This is a genomic window from Arthrobacter sp. UC242_113, from assembly GCF_044054585.1.
In the GTDB taxonomy this organism is placed as follows: domain Bacteria; phylum Actinomycetota; class Actinomycetes; order Actinomycetales; family Micrococcaceae; genus Arthrobacter.
This window is the reverse complement of record NZ_CP171968.1, coordinates 3,238,998-3,255,317: the sequence shown is the minus strand read 5'-3', so window position 1 is coordinate 3,255,317 and position 16,320 is coordinate 3,238,998. Positions and strand designations below refer to the sequence as shown.

Annotated in this window: 16 protein-coding genes; 5 read left to right on the top strand and 11 right to left on the bottom strand. The window is 63.4% G+C overall.

What is annotated here, in order from left to right; all coding sequences use genetic code 11:
* Positions 1-266: 266 nt before the first annotated feature.
* From ACHMXB_RS14905 to ACHMXB_RS14875, 7 genes are all read right to left on the bottom strand, one after another.
* Complete coding sequence (locus ACHMXB_RS14905; RefSeq protein WP_395399515.1) at positions 267-548, bottom strand: winged helix-turn-helix transcriptional regulator; 282 nt, start codon at positions 546-548, stop codon at positions 267-269.
* Entirely contained in the window at positions 545-949 is a 405-nt protein-coding gene (locus tag ACHMXB_RS14900) for a VOC family protein (protein WP_395399513.1), read from the bottom strand. Before ACHMXB_RS14900 ends, ACHMXB_RS14905 begins: the two co-directional genes overlap by 4 nt.
* A gap of 266 nt (positions 950-1,215) precedes the next feature.
* Positions 1,216-1,467, bottom strand: coding sequence for a hypothetical protein (locus ACHMXB_RS14895; RefSeq protein ID WP_395399511.1), 252 nt, complete (start codon positions 1,465-1,467; stop codon positions 1,216-1,218).
* A gap of 164 nt (positions 1,468-1,631) precedes the next feature.
* On the bottom strand, positions 1,632-2,660 hold the full coding sequence (locus tag ACHMXB_RS14890) for a 2-keto-3-deoxygluconate permease (protein WP_395399509.1): 1,029 nt from the start codon (positions 2,658-2,660) through the stop codon (positions 1,632-1,634).
* Positions 2,661-2,734: 74 nt separating this feature from the next.
* Positions 2,735-3,778 carry a zinc-binding dehydrogenase gene (locus tag ACHMXB_RS14885; protein ID WP_395399508.1) on the bottom strand — a complete coding sequence of 348 codons (1,044 nt, stop codon included), beginning with the start codon at positions 3,776-3,778 and terminating at the stop codon, positions 2,735-2,737.
* 54 nt (positions 3,779-3,832) lie between these two features.
* On the bottom strand, positions 3,833-5,131 hold the full coding sequence (locus ACHMXB_RS14880) for a four-carbon acid sugar kinase family protein (protein ID WP_395399506.1): 1,299 nt from the start codon (positions 5,129-5,131) through the stop codon (positions 3,833-3,835).
* Between the two features lies 1 nt (position 5,132).
* A complete protein-coding gene (locus ACHMXB_RS14875) occupies positions 5,133-6,398 on the bottom strand; it encodes a RuBisCO large subunit C-terminal-like domain-containing protein (protein WP_395399504.1) in 1,266 nt (421 codons plus the stop codon).
* Between the two features lie 272 nt (positions 6,399-6,670).
* On the opposite strand from ACHMXB_RS14875, the gene ACHMXB_RS14870 reads away from it, so the two are divergent.
* Positions 6,671-7,537, top strand: a complete 867-nt coding sequence (locus ACHMXB_RS14870; protein ID WP_395399502.1) for a GntR family transcriptional regulator — start codon at positions 6,671-6,673, stop codon at positions 7,535-7,537.
* A 126-nt stretch (positions 7,538-7,663) separates the two neighbouring features.
* On the opposite strand, the gene ACHMXB_RS14865 is transcribed toward ACHMXB_RS14870, so the two are convergent.
* The gene (locus tag ACHMXB_RS14865; RefSeq protein ID WP_395405296.1) at positions 7,664-8,314 is read right to left on the bottom strand and encodes a substrate-binding domain-containing protein; all 651 of its coding nucleotides are present in this window, start codon (positions 8,312-8,314) and stop codon (positions 7,664-7,666) included.
* Positions 8,299-8,712, bottom strand: coding sequence for a LacI family DNA-binding transcriptional regulator (locus ACHMXB_RS14860; protein ID WP_395399500.1), 414 nt, complete (start codon positions 8,710-8,712; stop codon positions 8,299-8,301). Before ACHMXB_RS14860 ends, ACHMXB_RS14865 begins: the two co-directional genes overlap by 16 nt.
* Before the next feature lie 227 nt (positions 8,713-8,939).
* Here ACHMXB_RS14860 and ACHMXB_RS14855 point away from each other — a divergent pair, with 227 nt between their 5' ends.
* From ACHMXB_RS14855 to ACHMXB_RS14845, 3 genes are read left to right on the top strand one after another with little or no spacing between them, the layout of a single operon-like run.
* Positions 8,940-9,887, top strand: a complete 948-nt coding sequence (locus tag ACHMXB_RS14855; protein ID WP_395399498.1) for a ribokinase — start codon at positions 8,940-8,942, stop codon at positions 9,885-9,887.
* 7 nt (positions 9,888-9,894) lie between these two features.
* A complete protein-coding gene (locus ACHMXB_RS14850) occupies positions 9,895-10,365 on the top strand; it encodes an RpiB/LacA/LacB family sugar-phosphate isomerase (RefSeq protein ID WP_395399496.1) in 471 nt (156 codons plus the stop codon).
* 55 nt (positions 10,366-10,420) lie between these two features.
* Positions 10,421-11,716: an MFS transporter gene (locus ACHMXB_RS14845; protein ID WP_395399494.1), complete on the top strand. Its 1,296-nt coding sequence runs from the start codon at positions 10,421-10,423 to the stop codon at positions 11,714-11,716.
* Positions 11,717-12,131: 415 nt separating this feature from the next.
* On the opposite strand, the gene ACHMXB_RS14840 is transcribed toward ACHMXB_RS14845, so the two are convergent.
* Both ACHMXB_RS14840 and ACHMXB_RS14835 read right to left on the bottom strand, forming a co-directional pair.
* Positions 12,132-12,890: an SDR family NAD(P)-dependent oxidoreductase gene (locus ACHMXB_RS14840; RefSeq protein ID WP_395399492.1), complete on the bottom strand. Its 759-nt coding sequence runs from the start codon at positions 12,888-12,890 to the stop codon at positions 12,132-12,134.
* Positions 12,887-14,290 carry a DUF6421 family protein gene (locus ACHMXB_RS14835; RefSeq protein ID WP_395399490.1) on the bottom strand — a complete coding sequence of 468 codons (1,404 nt, stop codon included), beginning with the start codon at positions 14,288-14,290 and terminating at the stop codon, positions 12,887-12,889. The genes ACHMXB_RS14840 and ACHMXB_RS14835 overlap by 4 nt, the downstream gene beginning before the upstream one ends.
* 256 nt (positions 14,291-14,546) lie before the next feature.
* Here ACHMXB_RS14835 and ACHMXB_RS14830 point away from each other — a divergent pair, with 256 nt between their 5' ends.
* The gene (locus ACHMXB_RS14830) at positions 14,547-16,118 is read left to right on the top strand and encodes an amino acid permease (protein WP_395399488.1); all 1,572 of its coding nucleotides are present in this window, start codon (positions 14,547-14,549) and stop codon (positions 16,116-16,118) included.
* Positions 16,119-16,320 lie beyond the last annotated feature (202 nt).

Genomic DNA, 16,320 nt, shown 5'->3' with positions numbered 1-16,320 from the left:
GAACCCATATGTCAGGCTGGGGGGAGACAATTGAAGCCGCCCTCCCGCTTGGAAAATCGATCCGCCGATCGGGTTCGGAGGCTGGGAGCCGGCGGTTGGAACAGGCCGGGAAGACGTGGCTCGGGGCGAAACGCGAGAGGGATCAGCTTCGCCATAGAGCCGCTCGCACCTCTCTCATAACTGCCGATGCATACGCCGATTCGACCCGCAGGTTACGCAACATAGTTATGAGAAATCCCGGTCGCAATCGAGCTTGTACGCCACGCCTAGGCCTCCTCGCTACCCCAGCGTCCTAGCGCGACGATCGCTTCACGCAAGGCAAGCCCGCGATCGGTGAGCGCGTAGGCCCGGGTGTTGTGCCGGAGGGGCAGACGGGACAGTACCCCGGCCGCTTCGAGCTCGCGCAGACGGGTCGCGAGTATGTTCGTCGGCACTCCGAGGTCGCGCTGCAGATCGCCATAGCGCTGCGGCCCGTCGAGCAGCCGCTCCACGACGAGCAGGGCCCACCGTGCTCCAACGGTATCGAGGGCCGCGGCGAGGTCGCTCACACGGTCGGAGCGGCGTCCGGCTTCATCCAGAACGGCGAGTAGTGGTAGCCGTCAGGGTCGTCGAACTGGCGCTGGTACATGAAGGGGTAGTCGTCGATATCACCGATCCGCCCGCCGGCGGCACCGGCGCGCTCGACGAGCTCATCGACCGCTTCACGGCTGCCGAGGTCGAACGAGACGGTGACCTTCGAGGGGGTGTCGGGTCCGCCGACCAGCTCCTCGGCGCCGCCGACGCTCGCATACATCTCCCGGCTGCCGAGCATGACGTACTGCTCGGGCGCGATCGCGAAGCATGACACGTTGTGATCGGACATCTCGGGGTTGAGGGTCCAGCCGAGGGCGGTGTAGAAGGCGGTCGCGCGCTCGACGCTCTCGACCGGGCAGGTGATGAAAAGGCTCATGCGGCCCATACTTGCAAAATGCAAGTATGACGTCAAGACCCGGCCGCGCGGTCCGCGCTTGCGGGCGTGTAGGAGCACCTTCAGAGGTACGGGTGAGTCATGGGGGCCAGTCGTGGGTTCGGCATTGGTGCAGGCAGGGATGCCCTTAGGAGCAGCTGCCCCCTCTTTTCCGGGGCCATGTGTCTCATAACCCAGCCGCCTCAAAACGCTAGGGCTTTGAGATGTTGTCTTGATCGCAAGCCGGGATGACCCGCGGGAGGTGGAGGTTAAGGAAGGACTTTGTGAATGGCTGAGCCGTCGCCGTGAAAGATTAGAATTCGGCTTTGGCCGTCGATCCAGGCCCAGAAGTAGCTGGCATCTTCGCTAACTTCGTCTACGGTGCCGTGTTCAGGTGTGAATCCGCTCCGTTTGACGATGATTCGGTCACCGGGGTTGAGGTGGATCCAGTTGTGATAGCTCAGTGGGCGGGCTCCGGCTGCAATCGTTGGCGATGCCGCCGCTTGTGGGTTCGCAATCATGTTGTTCCTTTCATAACTGGCTTTCCGCTTGGTGTTGAGCTTCAGTGGGGATGCTTCGCGACCCGGGCTCTTACTTGCCTGGGGCATGTCCTGCCGGATGGGGATAGAAAGAAGCGGGGCGTGCACAGTGCACGCCCCGCTTACTTACTCAGCACTGGCCAGGTTCAGTTCTGGGGTTCTACTGCGTGCCTGGGTACTAACTTTTCCTCGGTCGGGTTGTTGTTCATCTCGTCCGCGATCAATTTCTTCTGCACTCTCTTTGCCCATGCTGAGGTCACGATTGGGCAGAGCACTGCGGAGACGACGACCGAGGCTGCGACCAGGACGGTGGCGTGTTCTGCTGCCGGGGCGTAGATGGGGTTGGCTGTGGCGATGATGGCTGGAACCAGGGCGGCGTTCCCGGCGGTGGTTGCTGCGGCGAGGCCCGCAACGCCGTCGCCGCCGGTGAGTTTGTCGGCGAGGAGCAGCACTGCGCCGCCGGCGAAGACCACGAACAGGCCAAGGGCGATGCCGAGCAGTCCGGCTTCGACGACGGCGTTGAGGTTGATGGTCAGGCCGAGGGCAAGGCCGAGGAATGGAACCATTGCCGGTACAAGCGGGGCCAGGAGATGACGCATGTTCTTGTCGAGGTTTCCCAAAAGCATGCCGAGTGCGAGGGGGAGGATGGCACCGACGAGTGCCTGCCAGGGGAAGGCGGCGAGACCGGCGATTCCGAGGGTGACCATGGTCAGGAAGGGCCCGGATTCGAGTGACAGGATGGAGTACGCACCTGCGTCGCGTTTGCGCCCGAACTGACCCATGAGTGAGATGTAGAGCCCGCCGTTGGTGTCGTTCAGGGCTGCGACAAGTGCGAGGGTTGACAGGCCGGCCAGGATTCCGGAGTCGATGGGGGCCTCGCCGAGGAAGCGGCCGGCGATGACGCCGATGAGGATGGCGAAGAGAATTTTTGATCCGAGGAGCACGCCGCCCTTTTTGAGGATGTAGGGCGTTGATTTGACCTCGAGTGTCGCGCCGAGGCAGACAAAGAACACGGCCAGCAGCGGCGCCAGGCCGGTGAAGAAGGCCCCGGTGAAGGACCCGAAGAACTTGCCGGCGTCCGGGGCCAAGGTGTGGATGACGGCGCCGATGCCAAGTGGCACCAGCATCATTCCGCCGGGGACTCGTTCAAGGGCTTTTTTGATGGGAATCGTCATTGATTTCTCCTGTAAATAGCTGGGGGGTTGGGAGCTGCACGATTCGGACCTTCAGCTCCGGTGGTGGGTTGGGGTTAGCCGAGGCCTGGGATGAGCAGGACTTTGCAGGCGTCTGCGGTGAGCAGCTCTACGGCTTCGTCGATGTCGCTGAGTTTCTTGCGGTGGGTGATGAGCCAGTCGAGCTCGAGCTTTCCGGAGTCGAGCAGGAGCAGGCTTTGCTCCCAGGTTTCCCAGAGCCGGCGGCCGAAGATGCCGCGCAGGGTGATGCCCTTTTTATTGATGTAGGCGGCGATGTCGACCTCGGCCGGGCGGCTGGGGTGTCCGACGGTGATGACGGTCGCTTCCCGGCGCACGGCGTCGAAGAGTGTGGTCAGGGTACCGGGCGCTCCGGAGCATTCGAAGCCGACGTCGAAGCCGCCGCGGCGGCCGGTGAGTTCGCGGCAGCGTTCAACGATGCCGTCGTTGGGGTGCAGTGCTGTCGCGCCGAGTTTTTCGGCTTGGGCGCGGCGGTAGGGGTTGGGGTCGACGGCGATGACGTGGGAGGCGCCCATGAGCAGTGCCAGATTCACGACGACGAGGCCGACCGGTCCTGCGCCGCTGACGAGCACTGCCCGTCCGGCGACCGAGTAGTTGGCGCGCTGGATGGCGTGGACGGCGACGCCTGCCGCTTCGAGCAGGGCACCGGATTCGAGTGACAGGCCGGTGGGGAGCTTGACGCAGATGTCCTGCGGCACGGCGGCGTATTCGGCGAAGACGCCGTCGATGTGCATGCCGAGGATCCCTGTGCGTTCGCAGGTGTGGGCGTCTCCGGTGCGGCAGGGGAAGCATTGTCCGCAGGTCAGGTGGCTTTCGAGGGCGACTTGGTCGCCGACTTGCAGTCCGGTGACGCCGGGGCCGACCTCGACGATGGTGCCTGCGCCTTCGTGGCCGAGGGTCACGGGGAGGTTGAGGTTGAAGGCCTGGGCGGAGGGGGTCCATTCGTAAAGTTCCCGGTCGGTGCCGCAGAGGGAGGCGGCACCTACCTCGATGACGACTGAGCCTTCTGTTGCCTTGGGGTCGCCGGCATCGGTGACGTAAGTGACGCCTCGCTCGGCTGCGTTTTTGACTACTGCCCGCATGGGGGGCCGCCTTTCGTTGGTTCTGGAGATGCTTGGAGAATGCTTGGTGGGGTCTTAGCCGGAGATCTGGCCGGCGAAGCGGCGCAGGATGTCGGTGGGGCCGACCTGCCCGCCTTTGAGCAGCAGGCGGCATCCGGCGACGGCGGAGGCGCCGTCGGCCCTCAGGATGGGGCCTGCGGTGACGAACTGGTCGGAGACGCGTAGCTGGCTCACCCCCATGGCGATGAGTGCATGGCTGGAAGTGTCACCGCCGAACACGGCGATGTCCCGGGTGATCCCGGCGCCGGCCATCCGGGCGGCGATGCCGCCGATGAGTGCTCCGACGTAGCCGGCGTCCACTGGCCCGGTGACCCCGTAGCGTGGGTCACCGCCGCCACGGGTGGTGTGGACGACGACGTTGCGGCCGGATCGAAGGGCGGCCGAGACGCGTTCGTCGAGGGCAGCCACTGCAGCCCCGTCGTGGTGCTGCAGCAGCTCGGCAGGTACCGGAACGTCCTCCCAGCCATGGGAGAGCGCGTCGTTGATCTGCTCCGCTGTGGTGCTGGAGGCTGAGGCGCTCACGGCAAGCGCGGGTCCCGAGGGCTGCTGCGGTCCTGGTGTCCGTGGAGCCTCGTCGGAGATGGACCGTGCCAGTGCTGCCATGATGCCGCCGGATCCCACCACGATGGAAGGTCCGTGACCGTGTTCCTCGCGCGTGAGTGCTTCGGCGACGGCGTCCATCTGGCGTTCGTCCACGGCGTCGACAACGAAGGCCTGCGCCCCGGGTTCCCGGCGCCGGTCCGCCCAGGCGTCCTTGAAGGTGCCGTCATCATAAGCGGGCAGGTGGATGGCGGCCGGCACTTCTCCGCCGCCGAGCTGTTCGGCCAGGACCTGGCGCAGGTCGGCTTCGTGCATGGGGGTGGAGGGGTGCTGTGACATGACTGGGTGACGGTCCAGCCGGTAGATCTGGCCGGCGTGGGTGGCGTAGTGGTTGCTGAACGCGGTGTAGCGGCCGAAACCTGGCTGGGCGGGCACCACGGGGATAGCCCCGTGCAGGGGGAACTGTTCATGGAGCAGCTGGATCCCGCGGCCGATGCTGCCGACAGTGATGGAGCTGTCGAACGTTGAGCAGACCTTATATAGCAGCACCTCCAGGTTCAGTGCGGCGATGCCGGCCAGATCCCTGCTGACCAGATTGTCGAACGCGGTTCCGGACAGGGAGCGCGCGGGTCCGGCGAATCCGATGACGTCGGTGTCTGTGGGCAGCGGTGCGTCCCCGATGACCAGGGCTGCTTCCAGTCCGTAGCGGTGGGACTGGGCGAGGACGTCGGCGGCTCCGGTGAGGTCGTCCGCGACGAAACCGAAAGAGGGCATGTCAGGCGCCTTTCCCGAAGGTCTGGACAGCGTGCAGGAGAGCTTTGTCTCCCGTTTGTGCGAGCTTGTCCGCTGCGGTTTCCAGGGGTACGCCGTCCACAGCCGCTTCCCAGGCTTGGCGGAGGCTATGCACTCCGGCCCCGGGGCCGTCCGGGTGGGCGGCGACGCCGCCGCCTGCGAGCATCATCAGGTCGGTGGAACCCACCGCGTCAAAGGTGGGTCCGGGGGTGGTGACGTTCTGCCCGGAGGAGAGGACCGGAAGCGGTGTAATCGTCTCTCCGAGGGGCTCGAGCAGGCTGCGGATGTTCGACGCGACTTCTTCGTCGAGTTCGTAGAACTTGCTGCCCAGCCCGCTGGCGTGCAGGTGATCGGCGCCTGCGAGGCGGGCCATCTGCTGCCAGACCCGGTAATCCATGCCCAGGGCCTTGGACCGCATGGAGGCGGCCAGGCCCGCACGGTGGCCGTGGATGGGAACCTCGGCGAAGCTGCGCAGCAATGCCAGGGCCGGCATCCCCATCACGGGAATGTTCAGCATCACGCACCGGCCTCCAGCTTCAACGACCAGGTCATGGCGCCGTTGCAGGCCGGCGAGATCGCCGGTGATGTTGAAGGCATACATGGTGGAGTGCCCGGTGAGCTGCTCGGCAGCCTGGATTTCCTCTGTGGCGACCGCGACCCGGCGTTCCAGCGGCAGATAGGCCGGATCGGTCATGAGCTCATCGTCCTTGATCAGGTCAATGGATGCCATCGCCAGATCCCGGACCACCAGCCGGAACTCCTCTTCGGAAAGCCCGACATTGGGCTTGACGATGGTGCCGACCATCACGCCCTGAACATCGCTGATGAGCTTGCGGGTGCCCCCGATGCCGAAGGCCGGGCCGGGGTGGGCTGCTACGAAGTCCTCCGGCAGAACAATGTCCTGCAACCGGCAGGCATAAAGATCGCCAAGCTCGAAGAGATTGCCGGCGATTGCTGTCTGCAGGGTCGCCAGATCGGTGCCGACGTTCTCCATCGGAAAATCGACGGTCACCAGAGCCGAACGGACCTTCTCGGGGTTTGCCCGGGACGGCAGGGAGGGGCGGCAAAAGCCGAGCTCCTGAACATCCACGATGCGCGCGGCGTGCCGCTCCCGGATCCGGGCGGATTCGCCCGGTACCGGCAGGAAGGTTCCGCTGGACTGCTCGCCCGCCATAATGGCGGCAGCCTTCTCCGGGTCAATTTCGGATTCTAGGTAGTAGGTGCAACGCACCGAGCGCGGATCGCGCATGGACTCTCCAATTCGAGGGGACTTGAAACTTACGTATCCGACTGTCATCTGCAGGTACTTTCACTTCGCTCACGCGCCGATGCTGGCTCAAGCAGGTGACTTCAGGCTTCGTATTCGGGGCATCATCTGTGATCCGCGAATCCGAAGTTGTACGTACCTTTGATACGTACAATAATGGGTGGTGTAGGTCACGTCAAGGCCGTCTATCGTTACTGCCCGTCATGGGAGAGCAGCGTGACGGCTAAGATTTGCACAGCGGCAGAGGAGTCAACGTGAGTTTGGAACCAGCAGTAACAGCGGCAGAGCAGCCGGGACGCACCAGCCCTCTGAACCGGGAGGATGGAGGTCCTCTCCACGCCCAAATCCGGGACATCCTGCACCGTCAGATCGTAGATATGGGGCTGTCCCCGGGCTCTTCGCTGCCTACCGAAGAAGAGCTGCAAAGGCAGTTCGGCGTCTCCCGCAGTGTGGTTCGCCAGGCGTTGTCTGGCCTCGCCGACCTCGGCCTCATAAGGCGGCAGCGCGGCCGCGGCAGCGTCGTAGCCGCAACACCAGTCCTTCGCCGGCACGTGCAGCGCGCGGGCGGCTTGGATGAACAGGCCGCAGAACACGGCCAGCGCCTCCGCACCCACGTCCTCGCCGTGGAACCCTCCGCCCCACCAGAGGCAGGCATGGAGGCCCTGGGCACCACTAACACTTGGAGAATTGAACGGGTTCGCTACTTGGGTGAGGTGCCCGTTGCCTTCATGCGGACTTGGGTTCCACGTGACTTTTTCCCACACTTCACGGCGGAACTGCTGGAAAACGCGTCCCTTTTGAACCTGATGAGGGACCACGGATACCACCCCGCCGGCGGACCGCGCCAAGTACAGGCAGTGTCCGCCGATCATGAGCTGGCCCGGAAGCTGAACATCAACACCCGGGAACCCCTACTCCTGCTGCAGGGCGTAACCCGTGACGCCCTAGGCCATGGTCTCGAATGGTTCAACGTCTGGCACAGCCCCAACACGGTCTTCGACGTCGACGCACAAGTCACAACCCAACCCGGGCGCGTCTCCCAAGAGCACATCCGGCGCCTACGGAACCTGACCCAGCAACTCGAATCAGAACTAGCCGATCTCGAGCGAGGGGCACACTAGAAAGCAGCCATCCCTCTTCTGCGACACTCCTCGTGGCGGAACTCTGAAACCTAACATCCCGCGGGAGCGCAACTGCCGACCAGACCGGGTCATACGTCCAACTTGCATTGGGCTTCCGGTTCGTGATTAGCGCGAGGGTACCGTGTCTGGATTGCGCTTGTCCCGTTCGGACGGCACGCTGAGGGGTCCTGCCCTGTCAACGAACGACGTAGCCACTCTCTGGGATACGACGGTACGTCCGGCCAGCAGATCCAGAAGTCCCTGGACCCCTAGCCGTCCAATGCCGGCAGCGTCGTTGCGCACCCCGCTGACGGCGGGAACTGCGAACTCGAACCAATCAAGATCATCAAACGAGACGATGTCTATCAGTGATGCCTCCTCTGGCCCAAACCTCCGCCTCAATGCGCGCATCGCGCCAAGAGTTGTGAGTCCATTTGCCCCGAAAACGGCCGTCGGGCGGACACCCCGGTCCAAAATTCGATACATGGCCTCCTCCGAGCCATCGGCAAGGAAGTCGCCGGCATCGAGCAATCGGTCATCCAGGCTGATGCCATGCGCCTCACGGCCAGCCAGGTACGCAGCCCTTCGTTCGGAACCGGTGGAGATCGCCTGCGGTCCGCCAACGAATGCCACGTCACGATGCCCCCTGGCTTGGAGCCAATTCAAGACGCTGGTTACGCCTCCGGCATTGTCTGTTGCAAACAGGGGCGCGTCGACCCCCTCAATCTGCCGGTTGAGAAGGACAAGCGGAAGACCCGAGGCTAAGAGAACATCCAGCTGCCCGGACCGACCTCCCTGCGGGGCCAGAGAAGCCCGTCAATGCGTTGAGCGGCGAAGGTTCGAAGGTACTCGTCGGCCTGGGCGGCATCTTCATTGGCATTTGCGAGTAGCACTGTGTAGCCATGCTTCCGTGCCTCCTGCTCGGCGGCATGGGCGAGCTCGGAGAAGAACGGATTGCGGATGTCGGACACAAGAAGGCCGATGACGTCCGTCTTCGACCGCCGCAAGGACCTGGCCGGCCCATTAGCTATGTAGTTGAGTTCGGCGGCTGCCGCCAGAACCCGCGTGCGGGAATCCTGCGATGTTTGGCTACTGCCGCTCAGTACGCGTGAAGCCGTGCCCAACGCAACGCCTGCGCGCTCTGCGACGTCCTTGATGGTAGCTACTTGCCTCACCTCTCCCGTGGAAACGTTTCAACACTAATGCGAATGCGACAGCCAGGGCAAGGAGCCCCGAAGGGGCTGCCCGCGGCAAAAGGGTGCAGCCGTGCCTGCCCTGTTGACTTTCAGGACTAGTGTGCCATACTTCATGGAAACCTTTCCATGGAAACCTTTCCATGCCGGCGCCGACCCTCATCCAAGGCTGTTGGTCGTGTCGCCTGAAGCCACCAAGGAGCAAAGCTATGAACACGGTCTTCGTGGTCGGAAGCCTGAACATCGACCAGACCATCCGGGTCCCGTCCCTTCCCCGGGCCGGTGAAACAATCCGGGGAACGGACGCAACGTTCAGCCCAGGCGGCAAGGGAGCCAACCAGGCGGTGGCCGCCTCCCGGGCGGGGGCCGGCGTAAGGCTCGTGGGACGTGTTGGTCATGATGCCCACGGGTCGGCCATCCTACAGGCGCTGGCCGAGTCCAACATCGACAGCAGCCACGTGAAGCTGACCGATTCCGCTTCCACTGGAACAGCAGTCATCGCCGTAGATGACCGGGGTGAAAACCAGATCATCCTCAGCCCCGGCGCGAACGCGGCACTGTCAGTCGCCGACGTCGACGCGGGGCTGGCGACTTTGACCCCCAATGATGTGCTGGTTCTCCAACTGGAAATTCCCCCGGACATCGTTCGGCACGCCGCGCGTATAGCCAAGCTCCGCGGCGCTTTCGTCATCCTCAACGCTGCTCCCTCCCCACAGGAGATTGAAGGGCTGTTCGATGACATTGACCTGCTCGTAGTAAATGAGCATGAAATCCAGGACCTCGCCGTTCTGGCCGATGCATCGGGCGACCTCGCCGACCTGACGGAGGCCCTCCCGCCCGTCCTGGGCCCGGCAGTGCTGTGCACAGCGGGAGCGCAAGGCGCCGTCACTTTCCTTGGCAACAGGCATGTCCATATACCGGCACCTGAAGTATTCGCAGTGGACACGACCGCCGCGGGCGACACCTTCGTCGGATATCTCGCCGCATCCTTGGCTGCTGACTGCGAACTCCCCGCCGCGATGGCCATTGCCGGCCGCGCAGCATCGCTCGCGGTGACCCGACCCGGCGCCGTGGAATCCATTCCCTGGCGCAGTCAACTACCAACCCTTCAAAACCACGACCACAAATCACCAGCCCCTTTTCTTTCCCACCCTTAGGAGTCACATGAAAATCGCCCTCGGAAACGACCACGCCGGCTTCCCACTCAAGGACTTCGTTCGCTCAGTCCTGGAAGGCCTCGGCCACGAGGTCATCGACCGCGGCGCGCCCGACGAGTCGCCCGTTGACTTTCCTGACATCACCCGCGCCACCTGCGAACTTGTCCTTACCGGCGAAGCCGACAAAGCCGTCCTGGTTTGCGGAACAGGCGTCGGGGCCGTGATGGCAGCCAACAAGATCCCTGGCATACGTTGCGCGTTGGGCCACGACGTCTACTCAGCGCATCAGTCCGTGGAGCACGACGACGCGAACGTCATCGCCATGGGGGCCTGGCTCATCGGCCGCGCCACCGCCAAAGAAGTCCTCGAGGCGTTCCTCGTCGCAAAGTTCGACGACGACGAAGACACCAAACGGCGCGTAGCAAAACTCCGGGAACTCGAACTCATGGGAGCCAGGAAGCTGGCGAACGAAATCTAACCCTGCACGACCCAAACCCAAAAGACACAATGGAAATATCAAAGGAGATATCACGATGACGGCACAACTTTCCGACCGCGCCCAGCAAGCCGCGCATGGGTCCCCAGGTAAATTCAAGACGGCCATCGCTTCCGCCGCCGGCACCTGCGTCGAGAACTACGACTTCGTCGCGTACGGCACCGCTGCCGCACTGTACTTCGGGAAGGTCTTCTTCCCCAACACCGACCCCGTCGTTGGGACACTGCTCGCCTTTGCCACTCTCGCAGTGGGCTTCTTCATGCGACCCCTGGGCGGCGCCATCGGCGGCTACCTCGGTGACAAACACGGACGCAAGCCCGTGCTCGTAGGAGCGCTCCTGACCATGGGCATCGCCACCGTGCTCATTGGCTGCCTTCCCACGTACGGCCAGGTCGGCGTTCTCGCTCCCATCCTGCTGATCGTCATTCGAATGATCCAGGGGCTGGCCTTCGGCGCGGAGTGGGGCGGTGCTGTCATGATGACATTCGAGCACGCGCCTTGGAAGAAGCGGGGGCGCTTCGCCGCGATCCCCCAGGCCGGAAACCCGCTCGGCATCACGTTGGCCAATGCCGCCTTCCTGCTCTCCGCATCCCTGCAGACAGACTGGGCGTGGCGGCTGCCCTTCCTGGCAAGTTCCGTCCTCATCGTTGTCGGGCTCGTCGTACGGATGAAACTCGAAGAATCCCCGGAATTCGTCAACGCCAAGTCCCAGGGCGCGATCGTGAAGAATCCTCTGGCAACGGTCTTCAAGAACGACTGGCGCAACATCCTGCGCGTGATCTCACTGCGCATCGTCGAGAGCTGCGCCTACTACGTCACCGCAACATTCCTGCTTTCCTACATCACCCAAAACAACCCCGCAGACCGCGCTGTAGGCCTCACCGGCATCGTCGTCGCCAGCCTCATCGCGATCCCCGTTACCCTGCTCGCCGGCCGCCTAACCGACCACATCGGCCGCCGCAAGCTCTACCTCGGCGGCGCCATCGCCGTGATCGTCTTCGGCTTCCCGATGTTCATGCTCAGCAACACCGGCAACCCCGTCCTGATAGTGCTCGCCTTCGTCATCGGCATCGGCCTCATCCACGCCACCTTCACCGGAACGCAAGGAGCCTGGTTCGCAGAACTCTTCCGGACCAACACACGAACCTCCGGCGCATCCATCGGATACCAGGTAGCAGCCTCGATCTCAGGACTCGCCCCCTTCCTGGCAGTACTCCTGGCAGCAAACTTCGGATGGGCCGGCGGCGCCTCCCTCTACGTCCTGGTAGGTGTCATCGGGCTGCTCGGCGTACTAACCACGCGTGAAACGTGGGGCCCCGAAAGAAAAAGCTGAAGTGAACTCGATCATCGCAGGCCACACCAATGACGAATCAACCGAAGCTTCCGCCCGGAAGGTCCAGCAATCCGCGCCAAACCACGGCTGACGGCATTTCGGGCTAACGACAGACGTAGAGAGCCAGCGGACGCCGCCAAAATAAAGGCGCTCCGCTGGCTCTCCAGCGCAACTTGCGGTATCCCGCCGTTCTCGCCGAACAGCGAAGGCCTCGCTTCGGCGCGCCAGAACGTCGCAGCAATCCATGTGGACGAAAGCACCGTCACGCCGCGAAACCCAATGAAAGCAAATATCGGCGTTAAGGCGTTATCCGGGTGAGCCCCGCCATAGTTAGCCGAGGCGAAGCCCGGTAGTTCGCGACGTGCAGGCGCCCCCACTACATACGGGGCGCCTGCCTTGGAATCGACGCTGATGCTCAGGACAGTGCGCCCACAAGGTCGCCGGCGGTGAGGGGCAAGCGCTGCCCGTTGATCTGTTCTGCCTCCAGGTGGAAGATCCGCTCTATAGCATCGGCAAGGACGCTGACGTCGGTGAAGCCCGGAAATTTCCGTTCCGGCTGGGCTGCGCGCATGCGGTCATCGACCAGAGCCTTGACGACAAGGACCAGGGCCGCTGAGTGCTGAGCGGAGAGGGGGCTGTCATTTTCTCCCTGCAGTTGCCGGAACCCGTCGGCCACGGCGAGGGTCCAGGCCTCGGCGGCTGACTTGACGGCAGCATAGGCGGCACCACCCGCCGTCGGCGCGGAAGCGGACTGCGCGGAAACGATGGCCAGGCGTCCGGCCGGGGAGGTAGCCAAGTCGTCGTAGAACGCGCGGCTGGTGTTCCTCAGGGTGGTGAGGACGCTGGTGTGCAGGAAGTCCCAGTCTTCGTCCGTCTGGCCATTGATGCCCTCACCGCCGCGCCACCCTCCTACAAGATGGATAAGGCCATCCACGGGACCCAGATCGTTTCGGACAGACTTCGCCAGGTCTTCAACGGCTTGCAGATCCGCGAGGTTGCAGACATAGCCGGTGACGTTCTCGTAGGCGCCCGAGAGCTCCTGCACCCGGTCCTCAAGAATGTCCACGGCGGCTACGCGTGCCCCTGCTTGCGAGAGGGTGCGGACCACGGCAACGCCGGCAGCGCTTGTCGAACCGGCGACGACGACCGTGCGCCCCGAGAGGTTCTGGCTCATGCGCGTGCCTCGCCCTCAGTCTTCACAGGGCTCGTACCGGTGATCCCGGCAGTTGATTCAATGACTGGGCGCATCTTCTTCTCCAGGGCTTCGTAGAACATCGACAGGGGGAATTCGTCATCGAGGATCTGGTCCGTCAGTCCCCGGGGAGGGCCGTCGAGCGGAAGGGCGTCCGGTCCCTTGGCCCAGACGGAGGATGGGTTGGGGGTGAGGGTTTCCGAGACGAGCTCATAGGCAGCCAGCCAGTGGGCGGTCTTCGGCCGGTCGATCGAACGCCAATAGAGTTCTTCGATGCGGAGACCCAGTTCGACGACCACGCCGGCGACGTCCTTCCAGTCGATGCTCAACTTTCCGTCGGTCCAGTGCAGGACCCGGTGCTGGTGCATCCAGGCGAACAGCAATTGGCCGCCCACGGCGTCGTAGTTGCGGACCCGATTCCCGGTAATCGCGAAGCGGAAAATGCGATCGAAGATCACGGCGTACTGGACCAGCTTGGCGTGCTTGCGGGCGTCGTCGGAAGCCGTTTCGTCCCGCTCGACGAGTACTGATTCGCGGAAGGCGGTCAGGTCACAGCGAAGCTCCTCGAGGGAGTACAGGAAGTACGGCATGCGCTGCTTGATCATGAACGGGTCAAAGGGCAGGTCACCGCGCATGTGGGTCCGGTCATGGATCAGATCCCACATCACGAAGGTCTTCTCCGTGAGGTGTTGGTCCTCGAGCAATTCCGCGGCGTCATCCGGCAGGTCCAGGGAAGTGATACGGGCCGCAGCTTTTAGGACGCGTCGGAACCGGGCAGCTTCCCGGTCCGCGAAAATGCCTCCCCAGGTGAACGAGGGAGTGCTCCGCACGGCTACGCTCTCGGGGAAGAGTACTGCGGAGTTCGTGTCATAGCCGGGCGTGAAATCGGCGAAGCTGATGGGGACGAACAGCTTGTTGGAGTAGCTTCCTGCCTCCAGTTCAGCGACGAAGGAAGGCCAAATGACCTCGATGAGGACAGCCTCAAAGTAGCGGTTGGTGCTGCCGTTCTGCGTGTACATGGGGAACACAACCAGGTGCGGCAGCCCATCGATGCGCCACTGCTCCGGGTGGAAGGCCACCAGCGAGTCGAGGAAATCAGGTACGACGAAGCCCGCGGAAGCCCACCGCTGGAAGTCCTGGACGAGCAGTTCAAGGTATTCCCTGTCGTGGGGAAGGAGCGGACGCAGGTCATCAATTGAGCCAGTGATGATACTGACGTTCTGGCGGGCCCGGTCGTGGTTGGCGGGTTCCGGAACGGAACCGTCTTGCGCCTGGACCTGCTGCAGTCCAATGACGGCTGTCTTCAAAGCCTGCCATGCCGGGAGCGCCTTGAGGTCTTCTGCCCGGGTGGTCGTCACTTCGGGTCTTGCGATGACAGACATGTGTTCCTTCCGTTGAGGGGTCCCGAAGAACGTAGCAATGGGTAAGCATGCATGATGAGTTTTTTCTTCATAGATAAGAAACTCTTGTGCTCGGTCCGTCGCTAGCCCGCCGCATTCGTTAGACATCGCGGATTCGACGGGCAACATTCGCTTCGCAAGAGGGCTCGTTCTTTCCATGTGTTAGCTTGATCACCGTCCTTCCCGGCCGGGCCCGCCGGGAAGCTCAATCCACCGCAGCTACCTTCCCGGAGGCATCATGGGACTCAGCTCCCTCACGCAATCAACTTCCACAGAAATCAACGACGATGAAGTGGCACAACCCGGATACGCCTCAGCCACAGGGGCAGCCCGCGCCTCCAACGAAACCGCCAACGAACTTAAGCGCGGGCTGAGCAGCCGCCACCTGCAGATGATCGCCATAGGCGGTGCAATCGGTACCGGACTGTTCGTGGCCTCGGGCGGCACCATATCCCAGGCGGGCCCCGGCGGTGCGCTGGTTGCCTATGCGCTGGTCGGGCTGATGGTCTTCCTGCTGATGCAGTCACTGGGCGAGATGTCGGCCAAAATTCCGGTCGCAGGTTCCTTCCAGTCCTTTGCCACCCGTTTTGTCTCCCCGTCCTTTGGGTTCGCGATCGGCTGGAATTATTGGTTCAACTGGGCCATCACGGTGGCCGCCGAGCTGGTCGCGGCCGGAATCATCATGGACTTCTGGTTCCCGGGGGTCCCAGGCTGGGTCTGGGCCGGGATCTTTCTGCTGGTACTGGCCGGGCTCAACGCCCTGTCGGCGAAGTCCTTCGGTGAGTCGGAGTTCTGGCTCTCCCTCATCAAAGTCACTGCAGTGGTGCTTTTCCTGATCGCCGGAGTGCTGATGATCTCCGGCATCCTCGGGGGCAACTCCCCGGGACTGAGTAACTGGGAAAACCGCGATGAAGTGTTCCATGGGGGATGGGTCTCGATCATCTCGGTCTTCATGATTGCCGGGTTCTCCTTCCAGGGCACCGAGCTGGTGGGCGTGGCCGCAGGCGAAGCCAAGAACCCGCGCCGAGAAGTGCCGAAAGCTATCCGCACTGTTTTCTGGCGCATCATGCTTTTCTACATCGGCGCCATCTTTATCATCGGCTGCCTGATCCCTTTCAGCGATCCGAGCCTGCTGGCCTCCGGCGAGGCCGATGTCGCAGCATCGCCCTTTACCCTGGTCTTCTCGCGCGCCGGGATCGCCTTCGCGGCGGCCCTGATGAACGCGGTGATCCTGACCGCCATCCTGTCCGCGGGCAACTCCGGACTCTATGCCTCCACCCGGATGCTCTACGCCATGGCACATGACGGCATGGCCCCGAAGATTTTCGGCCGAACCAATGCACGCGGCGTGCCGATCCCGGCGCTGCTGGCGACCGCGGCCGTGGGACTCTTCGGGTTCCTCTCCGCGATCGTCGGTCAGGGCGCGGCCTACTCCTGGTTGCTGAACATGTCAGGCCTGTGCGGCTTCATCGTCTGGGCGGGGATCGCGGCCTCCCACTACCGTTTCAGGCGCGGCTTCCTGGCTCAGGGGAACAAGCTCGGCGACCTCCCCTACAAAGCGTCCCTTTTCCCCATTGGCCCACTGCTGGCCTTCGCACTGCTGGTCCTCGTGATCGCGGGTCAGAACTACGAGGCTGTGCTTGCCGGGAGGGTGATGGAGGTGCTTTCCTCCTACATCGGGTTGCCGGTCTTCATTGTCCTATGGCTGGCCCACCGCTACATCACCAAGTCCAAAGTGGTACCGCTGCTCGAGATGGATCTCACGGCGCCCAAGGACGTCGAGGACGAACCTAGCGTCGGCACCCGGTGACCATGCCGCGGGGCTGCCCCACGCCTTGATCGGGTAACAGGGAAGCCGGGTGAGAACTGCGCCCGGCTTCCCTCTACGCCTGCCATCGTCCGGCTGCTGGCGTACGTCGGACGCCCAGGCGGTATCCCAGTCAGAAGGCCAGCGTTAACAGGCCTGCGGCAATGAGCAATATCCAACCCGTCTCTTCCCCCATGGTCATGGC